This is a genomic window from Caldifermentibacillus hisashii, assembly GCF_039654145.1.
Classification (GTDB): Bacteria; Bacillota; Bacilli; order Bacillales; family Caldibacillaceae; genus Caldifermentibacillus; species Caldifermentibacillus hisashii.
The window spans coordinates 2,050,019-2,070,000 of sequence record NZ_CP155467.1 but is presented as its reverse complement, the minus strand read 5'-3'; the positions used below and the strand labels follow the sequence as shown (position 1 = coordinate 2,070,000).

Genomic DNA, 19,982 nt, shown 5'->3' with positions numbered 1-19,982 from the left:
ACATTTTTAAGTGATACACAGTTTGCTAAACATCTCTTAATATAGTATGGATGTAAAAATGTAATTAGAATGGAATTAGGAATTAAATTTCTTAAAGAATTTCAATAATTTCCACCTAAACGAGAATATTTTTTTGAGGGAATCAGCAATAGACAATCTTTTAGAATGTAATAATTTCGTTCCATCATCTATATAAGCTTTAAAAAAATGAATCTTTTTACCGGTTCAGCCAGTATATATATTATTGTTATTATTAAGGAGGAAAAATAAATGAGTATTTTGACAAGATTTAAAGATATTATGGCCAGTAATATAAATGCGTTGTTAGATAAAGCGGAGGATCCCGAAAAGATGATTGATCAATATTTGAGAAATTTGAATCGTGACCTTGGCAATGTGAAAGCTGAGACTGCATCGGTTATGGCTGAAGAGCAAAGGGCAAAACGAGTATTGGCGGAGTGTAAAAGCGATATCGAGAAAATGGAAAAGTATGCAATTAAAGCGTTAGAAGCAGGTAATGAAGATGATGCAAGAAAGTTCCTTGAAAGAAAGACGCAATTGGCCGAAAAACAAACAGCATTCCAATCGGCTTACAATTTGGCTGCATCTAATGCAAGTCAAATGAGACAAATGCATGATAAGCTCGTTTCAGACATCAATGAATTAGAAGCAAAAAGAAGCATGTTAAAGGCAAAATGGTCAGTTGCCAAAACACAACAACGACTAAACCAAATCGGTTCGTCGGTCACAGATGCGAACAATACATCATCTGCGTTTGGCAGGATGGAAGATAAAATCAATCGTGCCCTAGATGAAGCAAATGCAATGGCCGAACTAAACAAGAAACCGGAAGACGATCTGGATGAGCTTGCGGATAAATATGAGCAAAAAACGAGTGTAGATGATGAACTCGCTGCACTAAAGGCAAAGTTAAAACAAGATGAATAACAAATTGGCATGTTATTATTAAGGGTGTCATAATATAGAAAATTTATAACGACTCATATTGTATAAAGCTGCAGCAATTAAGTAAACTGCTGCGGCTTTATTAAGTTTATGTGTTGGTTACAGTCAGGAGTGAGAAACATGGTCATTCATTATAAATGCCCGAACTGTGGCGATGATATGTCGTTTGATAGTGAGTCAGGAAAATTAACCTGCCTTTCTTGCGGCAGACAGGATGCGATAGAAAACTTTTCTGATGAATTTATTACGACAACTTTTGAAGAAAATGAAACAAAAGAATATCATTGTGAAAATTGTGGGGCAGTTTTATTAACCGATACTGATACCGTTGCGACCACATGCAGTTTTTGCGGGGCCGGCGTGGTTATTGCGGAACGGGTTTCAGGAACATTGGCACCTTCATTAGTCATCCCCTTTTCTATTAACAAAGTCGAGGCAGTCGCAGCTTTTAAAAAGTGGTGTAAAAATGGATTAGTGACACCAAATGATTTTATGACGGCTGACCGGATCAAAAAATTGACCGGGATGTATGTACCGTTTTGGATGTATGATTTAAATAGTCGTGTCCGTGTTTCCGGGAGTGGAACAAAGGTACGTGAATATACGAGTGGTGATTATATTTATACGGAGACAAGCTATTATCGCATCTTTCGTGATATTAACCTCGACTATATGAAAGTCCCTGTTGATGCTTCTGAGAAAATGGAAGATGGGTTAATGGATAAATTAGAGCCTTACAAGTATGATCAGTTGAAAACATTTAAAACACCTTATTTGGCCGGTTATCTAGCGGAAAAATATAATTACGATGATAAGGCATTACTTCCCCGGGCGAAAACAAAGATTCAAAGTTTTATTGATTCGTATATTCATTCCACCGTATCCGGGTATGCAACGTTTATTCCTGAGCAAAAGGAAATTGAAAGCAAAAAAATGAAAAGTTATTATGTGCTGCTTCCGATTTGGATGGTGACCTATCATTACAGGGGGAAAGATTATATTTTTGCAATGAACGGGCAAACAGGGAAAGTGGTCGGAAAACCGCCAATTAGTCGTGCCAAAGTAGCAGGTTGGTTTGGTGGTATTGCTGCGATCACATTACTTATCTTTAGACTTGTCACCTTTTTCATGGGAGGCGGTCTAATATGAAGAAAAACTTGTTCCTGTTTGCGTTGTTCTTTCTTCTCTCATTCATGGTGGGGGGAAATCATGCTTTTGCTATCAGTCAAAAAATCTATGATCAGGCCGGCCTGTTAACCGATCGGGAAGTGACAAAACTGGAGACTTTAGCAACACAGGTTGGTGAGAAATGGGACACTGATATTTTAATTGTAACTGTCAATGACCCGAATATTGATGTGAAGCAGTATACGGAAGATTTTTACGATGAAAAAATAGACGAACAAGGTTTAGATAAATGGAATGTGGCCATGTTGACAGTAGATATGAACAACAGGGAAGTTTATTTGGCCGGATTTTATAAAGGTAAACTATATTTGAATGATAGTCGATTGGATAACATTCGTGAACAAATTTCTCCTGCGTTGACTGCCGGAAATTACGAACAGGCTTTTGAACAATTTATATGGCTGGTTGATGACTATATGGCTGGCGAACCGGCTAATCTATTTCTCCAATGGTGGTTCCAGATTATTATTGCCATTATCATAGGCGGTGTGATTACAGGGACGTTCGTCTATAACAGTGGCGGGCGAGTAACGACGAATAATCGAACATATTTAAACACGAATACGTCACACATTCTGGCAAAAAGAGATGATTATATCCGAACAGTTGTGACAAAAACAAGAAAACCGTCGCAAAATTCTAGTGGCGGTGGCATAACGGGTGGTGGACATTCCCATAGCGGTAGTCGCGGCAGTTTTTAATATCGTCAGCTGAAAGAATAGGTCAATTTTAGGAAAGAAAGGATTTGATGAAATGGCATTTTTCAAAAACCAATTTGCCAATGTTGTAGAATGGGAAGAATTTCGCGATGATATGATTTTTTGGAAATGGAGCAACCGTGAAATTAAGAAAGGCAGTAAATTAATTATTCGTCCGGGTCAGGATGCAATTTTCTTATATAATGGAAAAATTGAAGGGATTTTTAAAGATGAAGGTGATTACAATATCGAATCGGAAATTATCCCGTTTCTTTCAACTTTGAAAGGGTTCAAGTTTGGCTTTAACAGCGGAATGCGTATCGAAGTTCTTTTTGTTAATACGAAAGAATTTACGGTAAAATGGGGAACGAAAAACGCCATCAATATTCCAACACCGGGTATGCCGGGGGGAATGCCGATCCGCGCGAATGGTACGTTCCAATTTAAAGTCAATGATTATGTTGCTCTGATTGATAAAATTGCCGGGGTGAAAAGCAGTTATTTTGTGGATGACGTGAAAATTCGGATTACCGCAATCCTGGATCAGCTTTTGATGCGATGGATTTCTAAAGAAGGAAAAGATATGTTCAACTTGCAAGCCAATGCCCATGAAATCGCCAAGGGAATTAAAGAAGATTTGGATATGGAAGTTATTGATGACGGTTTGACCATTACCGGCTTTACGATTATGAGTTTTAATTATCCGAAAGAAATCCAAGATATGATTAACAAAAACGCATCTTTTGGCATGGTTGGTGATATGAAGAAATACCAGCAAGTATCGATACTTGACGGGATGTCGTCTGGCAAAACGAGTGGTGGTGGCGCGGCATCGGACGTAGCCGGAATGATGATAGGTATGAATATGGCTAAAGAAATGATAAAAAATATGGAGGGAGACGAGAAAGACGGAGCAAAATCTGTCGAACAAACGCCCCCGCCAACTGACACAGCAAAGAAAGTAAACTTTTGTCCAAATTGCGGCGAGAAAAATACCGGAACGAAATTTTGCCCGAATTGCGGTTATAAATTAGCGTAATAAAGAAAACTCGGTGATCGCCGAGTTTTCCTTTTACGTTTGCTTCCTATGTAAATGGCAATCTTGATATCCTCACCGTATACATTTAAATACAAATCTTGATAATCCCATCATATAATGTCGCTATAATCGGATTACCCACGGTTTGCGTCACGGATTTCACTAGTTAAAGTAAAAAATTATAAATATAGAGAAGGATTTTTCTTGTGAGTAGCGAATATTTATTATGAGCGGTTTTTTATTTTCGTTTTGGTCTATGGAACACAACCTTGAAAAGACAAGGGAATATTCTTCTTCTATAACGATCAGTATGAATCAATTGAAAGAAACTGGAGGTATTACATGAAGTCCAAAATAAAATGGGTGGTAGGACTCACCCTTCCGATGCTTTTCCTAGCAGGATGTACCAGTATAGAGAATTCGAAAAACAACACACAAGAGGCTCCAAAAGAGGTCAAAGCCAATCAAGTTTCCTTGAAGGAGTACACAGATGAAGCGGTACGACTGCGTTCAGAATTTAACAACGCTATCAAAGCCTTTGGAGAGGTACGGCAAGACACAAAGATGGAACCAAAAGAATGGCAAACTGCTTCTCGTGAAAAAGTCAAAGACATTCGGGCGATATTGAATGAATTTCGTCGGATTGCCCCGCCAAACTCTCACAAACAGGTTGGGGAAGAGATTACCGTGGCGTTAGATGAATTTGATAAAGGAATGGAATTGTTTGAAGAAGCCATAAAAGATGGTGATGCAAGCAAAGATGCCAAAGCCTTGGAACATATGAAAACGGGACAAGATTATTGGAATCATGCCTACCGACTACTGGCTATTGACAATCCAATTCCTCCTGCAGATGGCGGAGATGGAACGATTAATACGGATGATTTAAAAGAGTTGGACCTAAACGCTGGAATTGACCGAGATAGTGTCCTATTAAATGTATCCAAGGATGGCCGTGAACTCATTGGAAAATGGGGCTTTTATCAGGAAGACGGTTCTCCAAATGTCAGCATTGTGCTGAATAAAGATGGCAGCTATGAGGGATATGGAAATGGAGAGTATCCAAGCAAAGACAATGCGTTAATCGGTACATGGGAATGGAATTATATCCAAGGAGTTATCACATTCCATCATGACAGCAAGTACGTCAATGGAAAAAAACAAGAGCCAAACCGTAAAAAAATGCCGATGGAACTCCAACGGTATAATGAAGAGGGTATTCAACTTTTTGACTTAGAATCGATGACCTCATATAAGTATGAAAAAATCGAAGACAGTGAAATGAAAAATTGATAATCACGGAAAATAGAAAACTAGAGAATGGCAATCATAACCATCCTTTCAAAGGGTGGTTATGATTTTCTTTTAGCCTTTGAAACTTTCGGTCAACAAAAAACGTATATTTAAAAAAGGTTGAGCAAGGGGGAATGGGTATGGTAAATTTTATGTCGAAATTAAAAAGTTACTTTTTTGCAAATAAAAGAACGAGGCGAATTATGAATGTACCGGTTCCTGTACAATTAGGTATATATATCGAGCGTGGAGAAGAGTTAGTTGAGGAGTTAAATCAAGCATTATCCCCTCATTTCCTAGAAAGAATGAAATATCGGTTTTTACAAGAGCATCCAAACTGGCAACCGTACGAGTTTGACTGGGCTTTTTTTGAACTGAAACGGTATTTTGTCATGAATAAAATTTTAAAATCGGTGCCGATGTTTAGTAAGGAAGTCGATGAAGTATGGCATGAAATGTTGATGTTTACGAGGGATTATGAACAGTTTAGTAAGCAATTTTATCAAGATATGCTTCATCACACACCAAATTTGGACAGTAAGCCAATTCCGGGAGAAAGAGGTTTCTTTGATTGGGTATATTTAAGCTTATTTGAATCGACACCGAATAGTCGGGTTCTTTGGGGTGGATTTCTAAAATATCCGATCTCACAAAATATATTGGAAGATTTCAAAACATTGTCTGAAGAGGAACTTTTAAATCATTACTTCCGCCATAATGGTGAGTGGATGGATTTGAAGAGAAGCTTAATTAAAAAAATGAATTTGCAAATTGAGGAATCTGAACAGATTAAAGGAGAAAAACCTTTTGTGACAAAGAAGACGCAATCGGAAGCAGAAGTATATCAGTATGCGTTGCTGCCGGCAGTCTATTTTTCGCTTTTTTATGAAAATGAATACGAAAAGGTCATGCATGAAGCAATGTCTAGTGAATATTATAAAGCGACACAATACAATAGCGGATCTTCTTGTTCCGGTTTTGCTTGTTATGTGGAAAGTGATTCAAAATATTCCGGGCATCACGGTGATTGGGGCGATTCCGGCGGTTCGGGTGACTCTGGTGGTTCCAGTTGCTCCAGCTGTGGTGGCGGGTGTAGCAGTTAAAAAAGTAATTGAGAAGATATGTTTTTAATTGGGCAAATAGGTTAAATAAAGTCGTGACATTTCAAAGACTTTACTTAACGATCCGACATATTATTCAATCAAAAAATGTACAAAAAAATTGAACACGGGTGACAAAATATTCTGTCATATGTTATTATGTAATTAAGGTGGATGTTATGGCAGAAGTGTATAGATACGTGTTCATGCATTGTAAATAACGATGTGCGGTATGAAAAAGGAGGAAGAATCCAATGAACAAAAAATTAAATTTATTAAGCAAACTCACGCCTATCCTAAGTATTCTTTTTATCATTACAGGTATCATTTTTGCCATATTGGCTGTTTTAGAACATAATATGTCAGGTTTGATAATGTCATTAGTCCTCATTCTACAATCTGTATTGTTATTCACATATAAGAAATTGTTTACCAACATGGGGTTATAAGATTAGAATTTCAAACTCACGAATTGCCCTAGGCGTAAAAACATCAAAAGAAATTGGTAAAAATAGAGGAGGAGTTATGTGCCGAAACGAACAGGGGAGGAATGTATTTATCAATATATAACCCGCATGGCAGAACAATTTCCTGAGCTCCCTTATATTTTTCAAAATGAGTTTACGCAGGAGCAAGAGATTGCCAGCATGTTTTTTTCAGTGATGAACTTACTTTTTATAAGCGAGAAAAACTGGCGATGGAATTGATTGGTGTTTTGAAGCCTTGTTTGTTGAATCAAACAGTGTTGGAAAGTCGATTATTCAAATCATGATCAGTAGACAACCGGAAGAAACGGGGAAAATTATTCCGTTTCCAAAATAGGTTACGTAAAACCGGTAAAGTTTTTTCCAAAATTGATACAAATGAGTGGAGATGATGAGTGGGGGCATCTGTTTTGGAAAAAAGCATGGTGAAAAGGCTGTCCGGGACGTTTCCGCAGGCAGTCTTTATTCTTGAAAACAAGCGGGGAGGGTGGAAGGCAAGGGATTCAGCTTCATAAAAATTTTTTGTATTTATGAATTAACTTGTTTTCCCTAAATTATTGTATTCGAGATGGCGTTCAATTCTTTTGTCAAGCATTTGAATTCGGGCTAGCGCGGTGCGTTGGTCAATTTGCCGATAATGATGTTTTCCCCCTGGTTCTTCGTCATCGGTATCCGCTTCGGCAACAACTTTTTGAAGCGGGGTTAATTCAAGACTTCCCTCAGGTAAATAAGAATCTGTATGAAGCAGGATAGCCAGTGCAATTTCCTTCGCATTTTCTAAATCTTCTCCAGAACGGACAAGAAGTTTATGGGCACGAGCAGCACCTTTGATTGCATGGATATCATTTTGTTTGTACATTTGATAATCCCATTTTCCATTTGTATACCATTGATAATGGCCAATATCATGGAGCAAACCTGCCTTTGCCGCTAAATCCGGGTTTACACCTGACTTTATAGCAATATTAAAGGCCTTTTCAGCTACAGTAATCGCATGATCCATACCGGAACGACCGACATATTTTTGAACAATCGGGTGACGGAATAATGTTTCCAATGTAACTTTCCTAGCCATAATAAACCTCCTTTACACCGGTATTTTCCAAATAAATAAAAATATATTGTTATAAACATTAACATCTTTTGTTAGTTTTTGCAATTATTTTATTTGATTAATCAATAATTGTGCATTTTGAAATGGGACGGTATTGTTGATGTAAAAGAAACTTTGCTTTATGACCTTTAATCGTATTTTAGTTTAACCAAAAAAAGCCCAGGTCCGCCAAGTTGCGGACTTTCTTTTTTTTGATTATTTCCAATTCACCGAAATACCAAGTTTAAATTCTCAACATGCAAATGAGCATTTTTGAGAAATGTTTAAGATAAATATGATATAATTACAAACAATTTTAATGGAATAAACAGACACGGGAGGGAATTTATGGAACGTGATAACGCAATCGGTATTTCTTTTACTGCAGGTTCTTATCTATTATGGGGAATACTTCCTATTTACTGGAAATTTTTAAGCGGTGTTCCGGCACTTGAAATACTGGCTCACCGTGTGATTTGGTCGTTTTGTTTCGTCTTAATAATCGTAATCATTTTAAAAAGAAAATTACTTAAGAGCTTTTTCCAAGTGCAAATGAGCAAAAAGAAAACATGGATTGGCTTATTTATCGCATCTCTATTCATAAGCATTAACTGGCTTACATACATTTTTGCCGTGAATGCGAATCACATTGTGGAGGCGAGTTTAGGATATTACATTAATCCGCTGATCTCCGTTTTGCTGGGGGTTTTTGTCTTACGGGAGAAAATTAACGTATTGCAGGCTGTTTCATTTGCCATCGCCGGAATTGGTGTTATTTATATGACGATTACATTTGGCGAATTCCCGTGGATTGCCTTGCTGTTGGCGTTTTCTTTTGGCTTTTACGGATTGTCTAAGAAACTTATAAAAGTAGATTCGATACTAGGCTTGCTATTAGAAACATTATTTGTTTTCCCTTTTGCATTCTTGTTCTTAGTGTATATAACCATGAATGGCCAGAAAAGTTTTTTGACAGGGTCGCCTAAAATTGATTTATTTTTACTAGGTTCGGGGATTGCGACAGCTTTACCGCTGCTACTGTTTGGCATTGGAGCGCAAAAAATTCCGCTATATATGGTCGGCTTTTTTCAATATATCACGCCAACAATTAGTTTACTTCTTGGTGTCCTAATGTATAATGAACCGTTTACAAAGGATCATGCCATTACTTTCACATGTATCTGGTTGGCAATTGTGATATTTACAGTTTCCAATATTCATCAAGGGCTAAGAAAAAGAAAAGTAACAACAGCCCCTGTAGTAAGGGGTGTTTCAAAAAGGTAGGTTGTGTTATCAGTTTAAAACGGTGAGAACGAAAAATAAGAGCCTTCATCTTTTTGCAGTACAAGCAAGTTACTGGCTCTTTCAGGTTATAAAGATTCTTGATATTGCTAAAAAAAATCATGATTAAAAAATCCAATTTTAAGGTTAGTTTGTTTCATTATTTTCACATACAATTGTTTAAGTTTAAAAATACCCTTCAAAACACAAAATAAGTCTGATTACAAAAAGGCACCCATTGAAGAAGAAGTAATAATTAAGAGAGTTTACTTAATCATAAGTTCTTTCCGCTTAACAATCTACCCTGATCCTTATAAAGAATGGTATAATTAGGTATGTACATAATTCCAATTTTGAAAGGGGTAATAATGATGAATCAAGAGCAATTGAAAAGAATGCAGTCAGGAAAAGGCTTTATTGCCGCATTGGATCAAAGTGGCGGCAGTACGCCAAAAGCATTAAAAGCTTACGGCATTAGTGAAGACCGCTATTCAAATGATGAAGAGATGTTTGTCATTATACACAAAATGAGAACACGTATTATCAAAAGTCCGGCATTCCACTCCAAACATATTCTCGGTGCCATTCTTTTTGAAAATACAATGGATCGTTATATTGATGGACAATATACAGCTGATTTTCTCTGGGAAAAGAAAGGGATTGTTCCTTTTCTAAAAGTTGACAAAGGTCTTGCTCCACTTAAAGATGGTGTTCAAGTGATGAAACCGATTGACGGATTAGATAACTTATTAAAACGAGCGAATGAACGCAACATATTTGGTACAAAAATGCGCTCATTTATTAAAGAAGCAAATGCTGAAGGAATTAAAACAGTTGTTCAACAACAATTTGACATTGCAAAACAAATTGCTGCGGCCGGACTCGTTCCTATAATCGAACCGGAAGTAGATATTCATGCACAAGATAAAGCTGAATCAGAAAGAATTTTAAAAGAAGAGTTCTTTAAACATTTGGCAAAACTTGATGAGAATGTAAAAGTGATGTTTAAAGTTTCGTTACCAACAGAAGATAATTTTTACAGTGATTTAATTAAAGATCCCCATGTTGTACGGGTCGTTGCACTTTCCGGTGGTTATTCACAAGCTGAAGCAAATAAAATTTTAGCTCGTAACCATGGAATGATTGCCAGCTTCTCCCGGGCATTGACAGAAGGATTATCAGCAAATCAAACTGATGAGGAATTTAACGCGATTTTAGGTAAATCCATTGAAGCAATTGCGGAAGCTTCCAACACATAATTTCTATAGTTTGACCTTTTGTCGCTCATCTTTTTTGAATGACAATCAAAAAAGGTTTTTCGGAAATTTTCAATCAATTTATCCCATCTTAACAGGCAGGCCCCCCCCACCGATTTTCTAGTTTACAAAGAAATATTTGGGGGACGGGCTGCCAGCATGCGTCCGATTGGTTCTTATCCATCAGTGGGGCTGGCAGGCGTAATCCGATATATTTCAATGGAGGTTTTTATATGGCTAAACTATATCAATTAGACTATGAATCACCCATTGGTGTGATAGAAATAACCGGTACTCAAGATGCAATAACATCGATCTTGTTCTCGGAGAAAGATAAAAGGAAGAACTACCCCCAGCCGGAAATACCTTCTGTTCTGATAGAATGCTATAACCAACTGGATGAGTATTTTCAAGGGACACGTTATGAATTTACGATACCTTATCATTTGGAAGGATCTATTTTTCAAAAGAAAGTTTGGCGTGCATTAACGGAAATACCTTATGCTGAAGTGGAGTCTTATAAAGATATCGCTGTGGCCATCGAAAATGAAAAGGCAGTTCGTGCTGTGGGAAGTGCTAATGGAAAAAACAAACTAACCATTGTGATTCCATGTCATCGAGTCATTGGTGCTAATGGAAAATTGACCGGATATGCCGGTGGACTTTGGCGGAAAGAGTGGTTGCTCAGACATGAGAAGAAGCATAAGGAAAATAGTAAAAATTAGTCATTTCCTTTAAAAAAACAATATTAAAAATTTATCCTTGCATTATTTTTAAACGGTTTGTATATACTTAGTATATACAAATTATGCAAAGGATGATAAAATTAAAATGAATAAAGAAAACAAAGGGGAAATCAAGATGACCACAAAAGTGCAAAGATGGGGAAATAGTCTTGCTGTTAGACTTCCGAAAGTTATATTAGACGACTTAAATATTAAAGAAGGTTCAGACATTAGTATTTCTGTAGAAAATAATGCAATCAAAATTATTCCGATAAAGAAAAAACCAACTCTTGAAGAATTAATGTCAAAAATTACTCCTGAAAATAAACATGATGAAGTGAATTGGGGCAAACCAGAAGGTGCTGAAATATGGTAATGAATCAAACACCAGACAGAGGCGATATAGTTTATCTTAATTTCAGTCCTCAATCCGGTCATGAACAGGCAGGACATAGACCGGCTATTGTTTTATCACCCAAATTATTTAACAGTGGAACTTTTGCAGTTGTATGTCCAATCACGACTAAAGAAAAAGGCTATCCTTTCGAAGTTAAAATACCAGATAAATTGAATGTTCAAGGGGTAATTTTAACCGATCAATTAAGGAGTGTTGATTGGCGTTCAAGAAATTTAAAGATTGTGGACCATGTTCCAGATGAAGTTGTTCAGAATTGTCTGGATTTAGTATCCACATTTTTACCTTTTTATTAATTAAATGCGATAAAATCTTTCATATTCTTCTTAACGTATGGTTTAAAGAATTTATAATGGAATTTTGGCAATGCAGTTAGCCTACGTTGAAAAACCGCAAGAAAAAATTAGACGAACGGAACAACACGGTTTTGGACGGAAAGTTGGATAAAGGAAGAGCTGTCTCAAAAGACATCGATTTTGCCTTTTGGACAGCCACAATAGGAATTTAAAAGGTTAAAAGAAAAAATTCTTTACCGTGAAAAATCGAGAAAATAATGAGGCATCTCTACCCATTCTTGTATGTCTGTTCCGATAAGGCTGTAAGCACCTCTTAAACATTTCATCACAGTACCTGGAATGACCATATCTTCTGTAACATTCGTCATGGGCTTTGCAGCAGGCATCGACAGGATTTGTTGGTCGCCCTGGCCCTGAACAACCCGGACCACACCAATTATATCCCGGAAAACAAAATCCTCTTCGCTTGGACTTGTACATCAAATCACCTACTTTTAACAATTTATAATAATTTATGATTGTCATGGTGATTTTGAATGGACGGGTGTAGGGGATACTTTGGTATACATAAAACTATGAGAAGAGAATAGGAAGAATAAAAAGGTCGGTGGAATGGGACTAGACTTCGATTTCTAACTTCAGCCTTTTAAAATGATTAATTTTCATTCGTATCATGTTCCGCCATTTCTCGAATCACTTGAGTCACCTGCATTTTACTTTTACCTATAGTTTCTGATCACTCATCGTTCATAAACTTTTAATTTTACAAAATTTATTATACAATATTATTAGTTGGAAAAATTATACGGAGGTGTTCTTTTTGCTGACATTTGAACATGTATCAAAAATTTATAAAGGACAAAAACGAGCGGTGGATGATTTAAATTTTCAAATAGAAAAAGGTGAATTTATTGTTCTTATCGGACCAAGTGGTTGCGGGAAGACAACAACAATGAAAATGATTAACCGGCTGATTTAACCAACAGAGGGAACAATTTTTCTTAACGGAGAAAATATCATGCAAATGGATCCGGTTAAATTAAGAAGACAAACTGGTTATGTCATTCAGCAAATTGGTTTATTTCCTCATATGACGATCGAACAAAACATTTCTCTTGTCCCGAGATTATTAAAATGGTCGCCTGACAAACAAAGAGAACGTGCAAAAGAATTATTGAGCCTCGTTGATATGACTCCTGATTACCTCAATCGTTACCCTAATGAATTAAGCGGCGGACAACAACAGCGTATTGGTGTACTTAGGGCACTTGCGGCTGATCAACCGTTAATTTTAATGGATGAACCATTTGGTGCTTTAGACCCAATTACAAGAGATTCATTACAAACGGAATTTAAAAAACTACAAAGAAAACTTGGCAAGACGATTGTATTTGTCACACATGACATGGATGAGGCAATCAAACTTGCTGACCGGATTGTCATTATGAAAGACGGTCGAGTTGTCCAATTTGATACACCTGATGAAATACTGCGAAATCCGGCTAATGAATTTGTTGAAGAATTTATTGGTAAAGAGCGGTTATCTCAGGTCCGTCCACATATCCAAACGGTCGATCAAATTATGAACCCGGCTCCTGTAACTGTTACTCCAAACGTTTCTTTAACAGAGGCAATAAAAATTATGAAACAACGGAGGGTTGACTCACTTCTCAACATAATAGTGCAAAATCCGCCATAACCTTGTATCATGTTCACCAACAAGCCGACTGATTGCATTCATGGGCATGTCTTTCGCTAATGTAATAATCCATGCATCAAAAAAAGTTGTAAAGTTAGCACGATCTTTAATGGCCCACGGCACCCTAACTCGGTGGATCTTTCCACATTGTTCACAATGGGTACGAGGTAATTCGGCATGAATATAACAAGGATATTCCATAAAGTTTAGATGACGCCATGTTCGGTAATAATCAGCAATGTCGTATACAGGTTGAGAATTCGCACCACAGTTTGAACAAGTAAACGTAGAACCTTTATGGAATGTTACGTAAACATCCAATTGTTCTCTTATCTCATCAAATATACAGCTTTCCATAAACCAAGGTTCTTGAATGTGAAACACTTTATTAATATCATTAATTTCAATTCTCATACTAGATCACCTGAATTCTATTAGTTTAGAATTCAGTATTAACACTAATTTCTCATTTTAAACAGCGAAGAAGCATTTTTTTGATTAGTCAGAGACTGGCAGCCAAAGAGCGTTCTTACCAACCCAAAAATATTGATGGGTGGTCATTTTACAATATCCAAAAGTCATTAATGAATCAAAAGCCACTTTTTAAAGGGGAAGAGCTGAGAGGTTATGTAAAACGTTATTTTCCACAAAAATGGCAATATTTTATCGGGGATATTTTTGGATTTAACTGGTACTTGTCCTTAGAAATTCAAATTAACAAGGACATTTATGATGTACAATGGTAACCTGAAAAGTGGTTTTCCCATCAAGATCAGTGGATAATTTATAAAAATGGAGAACGAATTGGTGAAGCGCGAACATTAATAAATTTAAAAAATGCTGCAAAATTAAAAGAAGCCATCCAGTTCAACTTTTATGATAAATTGTATAAATCATCCGCAATTACAGTGACATCCGGCATTTCACTAACTCAAGGTGGAAAGCTACTAGGCACATTAAAACCCAACCATATGATTAGTAATGTACAAGTAATAGATGTCCAAGAAAATCAGCCAGAATATATCGTTGCACTCATTGTCCACTCATTTTATTTCAAAAGTAAGTAATGTGAAACTCGAAATCATCAGTAAGCAGCTATGGGCTTATTTGAGAGGAGGATATAGTTTGAAACGTTTCTAAATCAAGGGTACTTGTCTTGAAAATGTTCTTAACGTTGTAAAATACGAGGTTACCTAAAGGAACTCCCTTATAGTACAGATTTTTGGCTGTTTTTATGTCGAATTTTAGCTTAGTGTACAAAACTTTCGAAATGTTTGCGGTACTCCGCTTACTTCTTGTTACGATTTTTCGAGTATATTTAAGCAATAAACAATCGTAAGCATTCCAATTATCGAAACCAGTCTATCATAAAAGGAAATTGGTATAAAATGACTATTTTTGTTGAAAATTGTAAAAATTTCGCTGTATAATGGAAGATAATAAGAATTGTGATGAGAAAGGAGAATACATACGGAAATACAAACAGACCACTGTTCTTGGTACATAATATGACGAATTGTCCATGAAAAGTATCGGATTTAGCTGAAACATCTTAGAGAAAGAAGAGGGACTCCAAGATCGGTCTTTCTTGGCTAATAGGAAAGTATAAATTTTTCAATTTCTACTTTCCTAACGCATAAGTGCTCTTGCGGCTCTGCTCTCGCCTAAAGGCTCGGCAATCGCCGAGTGTTTTTTATATTATGTAAAGAGGGATTTGTAAGGGAGTAAGTACGGGAGACTACTTAACTAGTAAAAGTGGCTCGAATAAATGAAGTATAGAAGTTTCCTGCAAGTGATGAAACTTTATTTAAAAATGATCTGTAGAGTCTATTGAGCTTGTCGTAGAAGGTTCACCAATTTCGATAATACCCAAATGAATGTCGTGATTAGATTAGCCTTTCGGATAATGGAATGATTGTACAGAATGCGGGATAAAGGGGCTTTGATGAAGTGGAAGGAATTATACAGTTTGTTGTCATATTCTTCGTACTTGGTGCTATTAGTATATGGGTTAACAAAAACCTACCAAAGTGGACTGGAAAAGTAGGAGAAAGAAGAGTCCAAACAGAAATTGAAAAACTTGAAAAGCTTAAGCCGAATCAATATAAGGCATTTCACGATCTATACATACCAAAACAAGCGGGTGGATACTCCCAAATTGACCATATAGTCGTCTCTGAATATGGAATTTTTGTTTTGGAAACGAAAAATTATGATGGTTGGATCTTTGGTGAGGAAAATAAAAAATATTGGACCCAAGTAATCTATAAAAGAAAAGAAAAATTTTTAAACCCCATTTGGCAAAATAAAGGCCATATTAAAAGCTTAAAGGAGTGGTTAGGGCCTGAGTTTGAATCGGTACCGTATTTTTCAATGGTTGTATTTTTTAAAAGTGCTTCGTTTAAAACAGGAATGAATTTTAAGGAAGCTGATGTAATCTATGTAAGAAACTTGATTAAAACAATTGAGCAGTATCAAACGACCGTTATTAGTAAAGAAACAGCCGAAAAGATATCTGGTAAGTTAAATAGATTGATGATAGGAAATAAAAGCAAAAAGAAGGAAATTGAAAAACAGCATGTACAAAATATTAATAACGCTAAAGGGAAGCAAAAGGCAAATGTCGATAATAGTAAATGTCCAAAATGCGGTGGGAATTTACAAGTTAAAAATGGGAAGTATGGGAAGTTTGTTGGATGTAGTAATTATCCGAAGTGTAGGTATACTCGGAAAGAAGTTATTAATCCCGGTAGTAAAAAAATACAACAAAGTAGTTCAACTTAAGGAGTTTGAGGATTGTGACCTCAAACTTTTTTTAATGAGAAAATTTAATAATCTTCATTGTAATTTTAATTGTTTTTTGAAACTGAAGTGTGTATGGCAAAATAAAAGTGCAGAGCTTTGCAAAGGAAAAATGCAGAGTCCTGCACTAAATTTTTGTGCATAAACAAAAAAAAGACTTGCCAGTCACCCCAAGTCCCACTACAGTAATTGTGTCAAGCAATTGGTAGTGGAGGTAAGAAAGGATGCTAGCAATGTCTGATATTAATTGTATCAAACATTTAAGAAATAACAAAGGTTTATCTATTTCAGAAATACAAAGAACAATGGGAATTAATTGGCGAACAGCTAAGAAGTATGCGGATGAAGATCAACTCCCTAAACAGAAATCATTTAAAAAGAAAGGGATGATGTATGAGGAAAAGTGGGGAGTAATTGTTTCAGATTGGCTTTTTGAGGATTTAAAGTTAAGGAAAAAATTAAGAAGAACAAAGAAACAAATATTTGAAGAACTAAAGAAAATGGGTTTCCAAGGTTCTTATCGTACTGTTTGTTACTTTATCTCTGAATGGATGAATACTCACCAAGAAGAAAAGGATAAAGGGTATGAAAGATTAGAACATCCTCCGGGTGAAGCTCAAGTAGACTTTGGAGTAATGGAAGCTGTACAAGATGGAGAAATTGTGGATATTCATGCTTTAGTTATGACGTTTCCTCATAGTAATGCTGGATTTGCAGTACCGTTACCAGCTGAAAATCAAGAATGCTTCTTACATGGTCTCAATATTCTTTTTAAACAGGTTGGGGGAGTACCTAAAAGGATAAGAATCGATAATTTGACCCCCGCTGTGAAGAAAAAAAGGACAAAAAATGAAGAAGCACAATTAACTGATGAATTTGTTCAATTTCAGAATTATTATGGCTTTGATGTGCAGGTATGCAATCCAAGAAGTGGCCATGAAAAAGGAAATGTTGAGAATAAAGTTGGATATATACGCTATAACTTTTTTACTTCAGCTCCAATAATGGACAGCTATGAGGGTTTAACTGATCAATTATTTCATAAATTAGAGGCGGACAGAAATAGAATTCATTATGCCAAAAACGTACGTATTGAGGACTTATGGCAGGAAGAACGGGATTATCTTCTAGCATTACCGGAAAAGCCCTATCCTGTATTTAAAGAGCATCTTGTTAAAGTAAACAAATATAATGAAGTGAAAGTGGATCAGACGTTGGTTCATGTCCCTAAGGGTGGCAACTATAGTCAATTACAAATGATATTAACATGGGATCAATTAAAGATTGTTTCACCTAATGGGGAGATATTATTGGATGACTATCGGCCATATATGAAAAAGCGAAAAGCTTTACCATGGCTTTCAATAATTAAAACATGGATTCATAAACCAAGGGTTGTAGAATATTCGCGCTATAATAAGTATTTACCGGGAAGAATTAAAGAATTTTTGTTGGTAGATAATTTAATTATTCGACGAAAACGATTAGAAGCTCTAGCTAGTTTATTAGTTTCTCATGACATGAAGAAGATTAATGAAGAGTTCTATGAATTAATTGCACAGGATAAGCTACCTAGTGATAATAATCCTTATGAAGTGGACTGGAGTAAATACGATTCATTAACTCCTAGAGAGGAGGCTGTCAATTGAAACAGGACATTAAAGAATTGTGTAAGTCATTGAGGTTAGCTTATGTTGCGGATGTATACGAGCAAATACCGTTTGAAACTCCGGAACAATTCTTGTATAGGCTACTTAAGGAGGAAATAAGATTAAGAGAAAAAGCGAGAGCGATCCGCTTGATAAAAAAGGCGAAGTTCTTAGATAAAAAGAGTTTACATGATTACGAGTGGACCGAACAACTTCGGTTCCCTCCTCACTTAACCAAAGAGGATTTGTGTAGCCTACAATTTATTGAGAATCGAGAAAATGTAGTTTTAGTTGGTTCACCCGGGACAGGGAAGACTCATTTAGCCACAGGACTAGGGAGAAAAGCTTGTGAACTAGGTTTTGAGGTTCGTTTTTACCGTGTTGCCCACCTAGTTGAGGAATTAGAGCAAGCTTTACGTAACAACCGTTTATCAGCATTTAGAAAACGGATGGAGAAGGTTGATTTGGTCATTTTAGATGAAATGGGATACTTACCATTTAGTAAAGAAGGAGCTGAATTATTATTCCAAATTATATCGGAGTTTTATGAACAGAAAAGCGTAATTATTACATCTAACTTAGAATTTAGTCAATGGAACCGGATCTTTACAGATTCTCGATTAACAGCAGCGTTAGTGGACAGGCTAATTCATCACGCCCATATCATCTCTTTTCATGGCGAGAGCTATAGACTGTCCCACGCATTGTCGAAAAGGAATTAAATGGGTGGCAAACCTCTGCATTTTTAATTGCATTTCTCTGCACTTTTCTATTGCAAAATACAAACTGAAGCACGTTGAACAGAATAAATCATTTTTATAGTTGATTTTAAATTGGAAAAATGCTTTATCGAGCCAATCTAATCCATTATAATGGTAGTTAGTAAAATAAATACTAGAACCTGTATGGAGCCACCTTTATGCCAATACATAATAAACTTGTTCGGGATCGAATTCCGGAAATAATAAAAAGCACTGGTAAACTAGCTGATACGAAAATTTTAGATGAAGAGGAATTTGTCACCGAATTACGTAGAAAAAGTAAAGAGGAACTAGATGAATTTTTGAATTCAGAGACAAACGAAGAGGCCTTGGAGGAATTGGCTGATTTATTAGAAATTATACACGCTCTTGCCAAAGTTCATGCAGCTAGTTTCGATAAAGTTGAGCAAATTCGTTTGAAAAAGGCTGAAGAACGAGGTAGTTTTGAAGAACGGATTTTTTTAATAGAGGTCCTCGATGAATAAAATCGAGCTAATACTGAACTGTCAGTCATCGCTTCAGCAAATAGTAATTTCTGCATCCTGAAACATTATAATACAGAAATATTGGGAATATGGTATAAAGGAATTAAAATATAAAAAAGAAATATAAAAAATAAGGGGATAGTTAGATGGGAGAATTGACTTTTTCACCTTTAAAAGATGAATTGGAAGAATTAGTTGCTTTTTTTATAGAAAATACGTGGGAATTTCATCGTGATCCTTATCCGTCAAAATATAAAATTATGCAATCGTTTCGTAAAGGCTGGTTTCAGGATGAGCGGGCAACATTTTGGATAAATAAAGATGGCGAGAAAATCGGATTGATTATTCTAGATGATATAACGGATTCAATTCCTTTATTTGACATCCGTTTGGCAACAAAATGGAGAGGAAAAGGTTACGGAACCATAGCGGTTAACTGGATAAAAGACTATATATTTAATCTTCCTGATATGAAAATACGAATTGAAGCCTACACCCGTTATGATAATATACCGATGCGAAAAACATTAGCAAAATCCGGATTTGTGAAGGAAGGCTACTTAAGGGAAGCATGGGAAAATGATGATGGGTCGCTTATGGATGCGATTATATATGCAGCAACTCGATCGGACTGGGAAAAAGGTATCATTACACCGATTAAGTTGAATGAAGAACCTTTTTGAAAATAATTAAATATGGAATAAATCTCGAAGTTCTATTTAAGGGATAATTCAATCACTAAGCAAATTAG

General features: G+C 36.1%; 21 protein-coding genes and 1 pseudogene. 19 read left to right on the top strand and 3 right to left on the bottom strand.

The window, feature by feature from the left end:
• Window positions 1-270: 270 nt before the first annotated feature.
• From NSQ14_RS09740 to NSQ14_RS09710, 7 genes are all read left to right on the top strand, one after another.
• Window positions 271-948 carry a PspA/IM30 family protein gene (locus NSQ14_RS09740; protein WP_034770406.1) on the top strand — a complete coding sequence of 226 codons (678 nt, stop codon included), beginning with the start codon at window positions 271-273 and terminating at the stop codon, window positions 946-948.
• Between the two features lie 138 nt (window positions 949-1,086).
• On the top strand, window positions 1,087-2,115 hold the full coding sequence (locus NSQ14_RS09735; RefSeq protein ID WP_346216287.1) for a TFIIB-type zinc ribbon-containing protein: 1,029 nt from the start codon (window positions 1,087-1,089) through the stop codon (window positions 2,113-2,115).
• Window positions 2,112-2,855 carry a TPM domain-containing protein gene (locus tag NSQ14_RS09730; RefSeq protein WP_346216286.1) on the top strand — a complete coding sequence of 248 codons (744 nt, stop codon included), beginning with the start codon at window positions 2,112-2,114 and terminating at the stop codon, window positions 2,853-2,855. The genes NSQ14_RS09735 and NSQ14_RS09730 overlap by 4 nt, the downstream gene beginning before the upstream one ends.
• Before the next feature lie 52 nt (window positions 2,856-2,907).
• Entirely contained in the window at window positions 2,908-3,891 is a 984-nt protein-coding gene (locus tag NSQ14_RS09725) for an SPFH domain-containing protein (protein ID WP_346216285.1), read from the top strand.
• A 342-nt stretch (window positions 3,892-4,233) separates the two neighbouring features.
• On the top strand, window positions 4,234-5,184 hold the full coding sequence (locus NSQ14_RS09720; protein WP_052480328.1) for a DUF3994 domain-containing protein: 951 nt from the start codon (window positions 4,234-4,236) through the stop codon (window positions 5,182-5,184).
• Window positions 5,185-5,324: 140 nt separating this feature from the next.
• Window positions 5,325-6,287 carry a hypothetical protein gene (locus NSQ14_RS09715; RefSeq protein ID WP_346216284.1) on the top strand — a complete coding sequence of 321 codons (963 nt, stop codon included), beginning with the start codon at window positions 5,325-5,327 and terminating at the stop codon, window positions 6,285-6,287.
• 524 nt (window positions 6,288-6,811) lie between these two features.
• Entirely contained in the window at window positions 6,812-6,991 is a 180-nt protein-coding gene (locus tag NSQ14_RS09710; RefSeq protein ID WP_346216283.1) for a hypothetical protein, read from the top strand.
• A 313-nt stretch (window positions 6,992-7,304) separates the two neighbouring features.
• Here the strand turns inward: NSQ14_RS09710 and NSQ14_RS09705 are convergent, their stop codons facing one another.
• Window positions 7,305-7,844, bottom strand: coding sequence for an HD domain-containing protein (locus NSQ14_RS09705; protein WP_041846766.1), 540 nt, complete (start codon window positions 7,842-7,844; stop codon window positions 7,305-7,307).
• Window positions 7,845-8,210: 366 nt separating this feature from the next.
• On the opposite strand from NSQ14_RS09705, the gene rarD reads away from it, so the two are divergent.
• The 5 genes from rarD to NSQ14_RS09680 all read left to right on the top strand — a co-directional run bounded on the left by rarD (window position 8,211) and on the right by NSQ14_RS09680 (window position 11,835).
• Window positions 8,211-9,146: an EamA family transporter RarD gene (gene rarD / locus NSQ14_RS09700; RefSeq protein WP_043988273.1), complete on the top strand. Its 936-nt coding sequence runs from the start codon at window positions 8,211-8,213 to the stop codon at window positions 9,144-9,146.
• Window positions 9,147-9,514: 368 nt separating this feature from the next.
• Window positions 9,515-10,402, top strand: a complete 888-nt coding sequence (locus NSQ14_RS09695) for a fructose bisphosphate aldolase (protein WP_041846767.1) — start codon at window positions 9,515-9,517, stop codon at window positions 10,400-10,402.
• Window positions 10,403-10,632: 230 nt separating this feature from the next.
• Window positions 10,633-11,124 carry a methylated-DNA--[protein]-cysteine S-methyltransferase gene (locus NSQ14_RS09690; RefSeq protein ID WP_326973912.1) on the top strand — a complete coding sequence of 164 codons (492 nt, stop codon included), beginning with the start codon at window positions 10,633-10,635 and terminating at the stop codon, window positions 11,122-11,124.
• A gap of 100 nt (window positions 11,125-11,224) precedes the next feature.
• Window positions 11,225-11,500 (top strand): AbrB/MazE/SpoVT family DNA-binding domain-containing protein, encoded by a 276-nt coding sequence (locus NSQ14_RS09685; RefSeq protein WP_034770392.1) that lies wholly within the window; start codon window positions 11,225-11,227, stop codon window positions 11,498-11,500.
• Complete coding sequence (locus tag NSQ14_RS09680) at window positions 11,494-11,835, top strand: type II toxin-antitoxin system PemK/MazF family toxin (RefSeq protein ID WP_396122133.1); 342 nt, start codon at window positions 11,494-11,496, stop codon at window positions 11,833-11,835. Before NSQ14_RS09685 ends, NSQ14_RS09680 begins: the two co-directional genes overlap by 7 nt.
• 216 nt (window positions 11,836-12,051) lie before the next feature.
• On the opposite strand, the gene NSQ14_RS09675 is transcribed toward NSQ14_RS09680, so the two are convergent.
• Complete coding sequence (locus NSQ14_RS09675) at window positions 12,052-12,315, bottom strand: Parvovirus coat protein VP1-like protein (RefSeq protein ID WP_072012682.1); 264 nt, start codon at window positions 12,313-12,315, stop codon at window positions 12,052-12,054.
• Between the two features lie 340 nt (window positions 12,316-12,655).
• Between NSQ14_RS09675 and NSQ14_RS09670 the strand changes: the two are divergent.
• Window positions 12,656-13,507, top strand: a pseudogene (locus tag NSQ14_RS09670) (ABC transporter ATP-binding protein); the annotation flags it as partial.
• On the opposite strand, the gene NSQ14_RS09665 reads toward NSQ14_RS09670, so the two are convergent.
• Complete coding sequence (locus NSQ14_RS09665) at window positions 13,499-13,891, bottom strand: helix-turn-helix domain-containing protein (protein ID WP_346217115.1); 393 nt, start codon at window positions 13,889-13,891, stop codon at window positions 13,499-13,501. The pseudogene NSQ14_RS09670 and the gene NSQ14_RS09665 sit on opposite strands and share 9 nt — an antisense overlap.
• A gap of 137 nt (window positions 13,892-14,028) precedes the next feature.
• On the opposite strand from NSQ14_RS09665, the gene NSQ14_RS09660 reads away from it, so the two are divergent.
• The 6 genes from NSQ14_RS09660 to NSQ14_RS09635 all read left to right on the top strand — a co-directional run bounded on the left by NSQ14_RS09660 (window position 14,029) and on the right by NSQ14_RS09635 (window position 19,914).
• The gene (locus NSQ14_RS09660) at window positions 14,029-14,280 is read left to right on the top strand and encodes a hypothetical protein (RefSeq protein ID WP_034770387.1); all 252 of its coding nucleotides are present in this window, start codon (window positions 14,029-14,031) and stop codon (window positions 14,278-14,280) included.
• 1,204 nt (window positions 14,281-15,484) lie between these two features.
• Window positions 15,485-16,318: an NERD domain-containing protein gene (locus tag NSQ14_RS09655; protein ID WP_051989081.1), complete on the top strand. Its 834-nt coding sequence runs from the start codon at window positions 15,485-15,487 to the stop codon at window positions 16,316-16,318.
• A gap of 251 nt (window positions 16,319-16,569) precedes the next feature.
• A complete protein-coding gene (gene istA, locus NSQ14_RS09650) occupies window positions 16,570-17,985 on the top strand; it encodes an IS21 family transposase (RefSeq protein ID WP_322107725.1) in 1,416 nt (471 codons plus the stop codon).
• Complete coding sequence (gene istB, locus NSQ14_RS09645; protein WP_108897602.1) at window positions 17,982-18,707, top strand: IS21-like element helper ATPase IstB; 726 nt, start codon at window positions 17,982-17,984, stop codon at window positions 18,705-18,707. The genes istA and istB overlap by 4 nt, the downstream gene beginning before the upstream one ends.
• Before the next feature lie 197 nt (window positions 18,708-18,904).
• Window positions 18,905-19,231: a nucleoside triphosphate pyrophosphohydrolase gene (locus NSQ14_RS09640; protein ID WP_034770386.1), complete on the top strand. Its 327-nt coding sequence runs from the start codon at window positions 18,905-18,907 to the stop codon at window positions 19,229-19,231.
• 146 nt (window positions 19,232-19,377) lie between these two features.
• The gene (locus tag NSQ14_RS09635) at window positions 19,378-19,914 is read left to right on the top strand and encodes a GNAT family N-acetyltransferase (protein ID WP_034770385.1); all 537 of its coding nucleotides are present in this window, start codon (window positions 19,378-19,380) and stop codon (window positions 19,912-19,914) included.
• The last annotated feature ends 68 nt before the right edge of the window (window positions 19,915-19,982 follow it).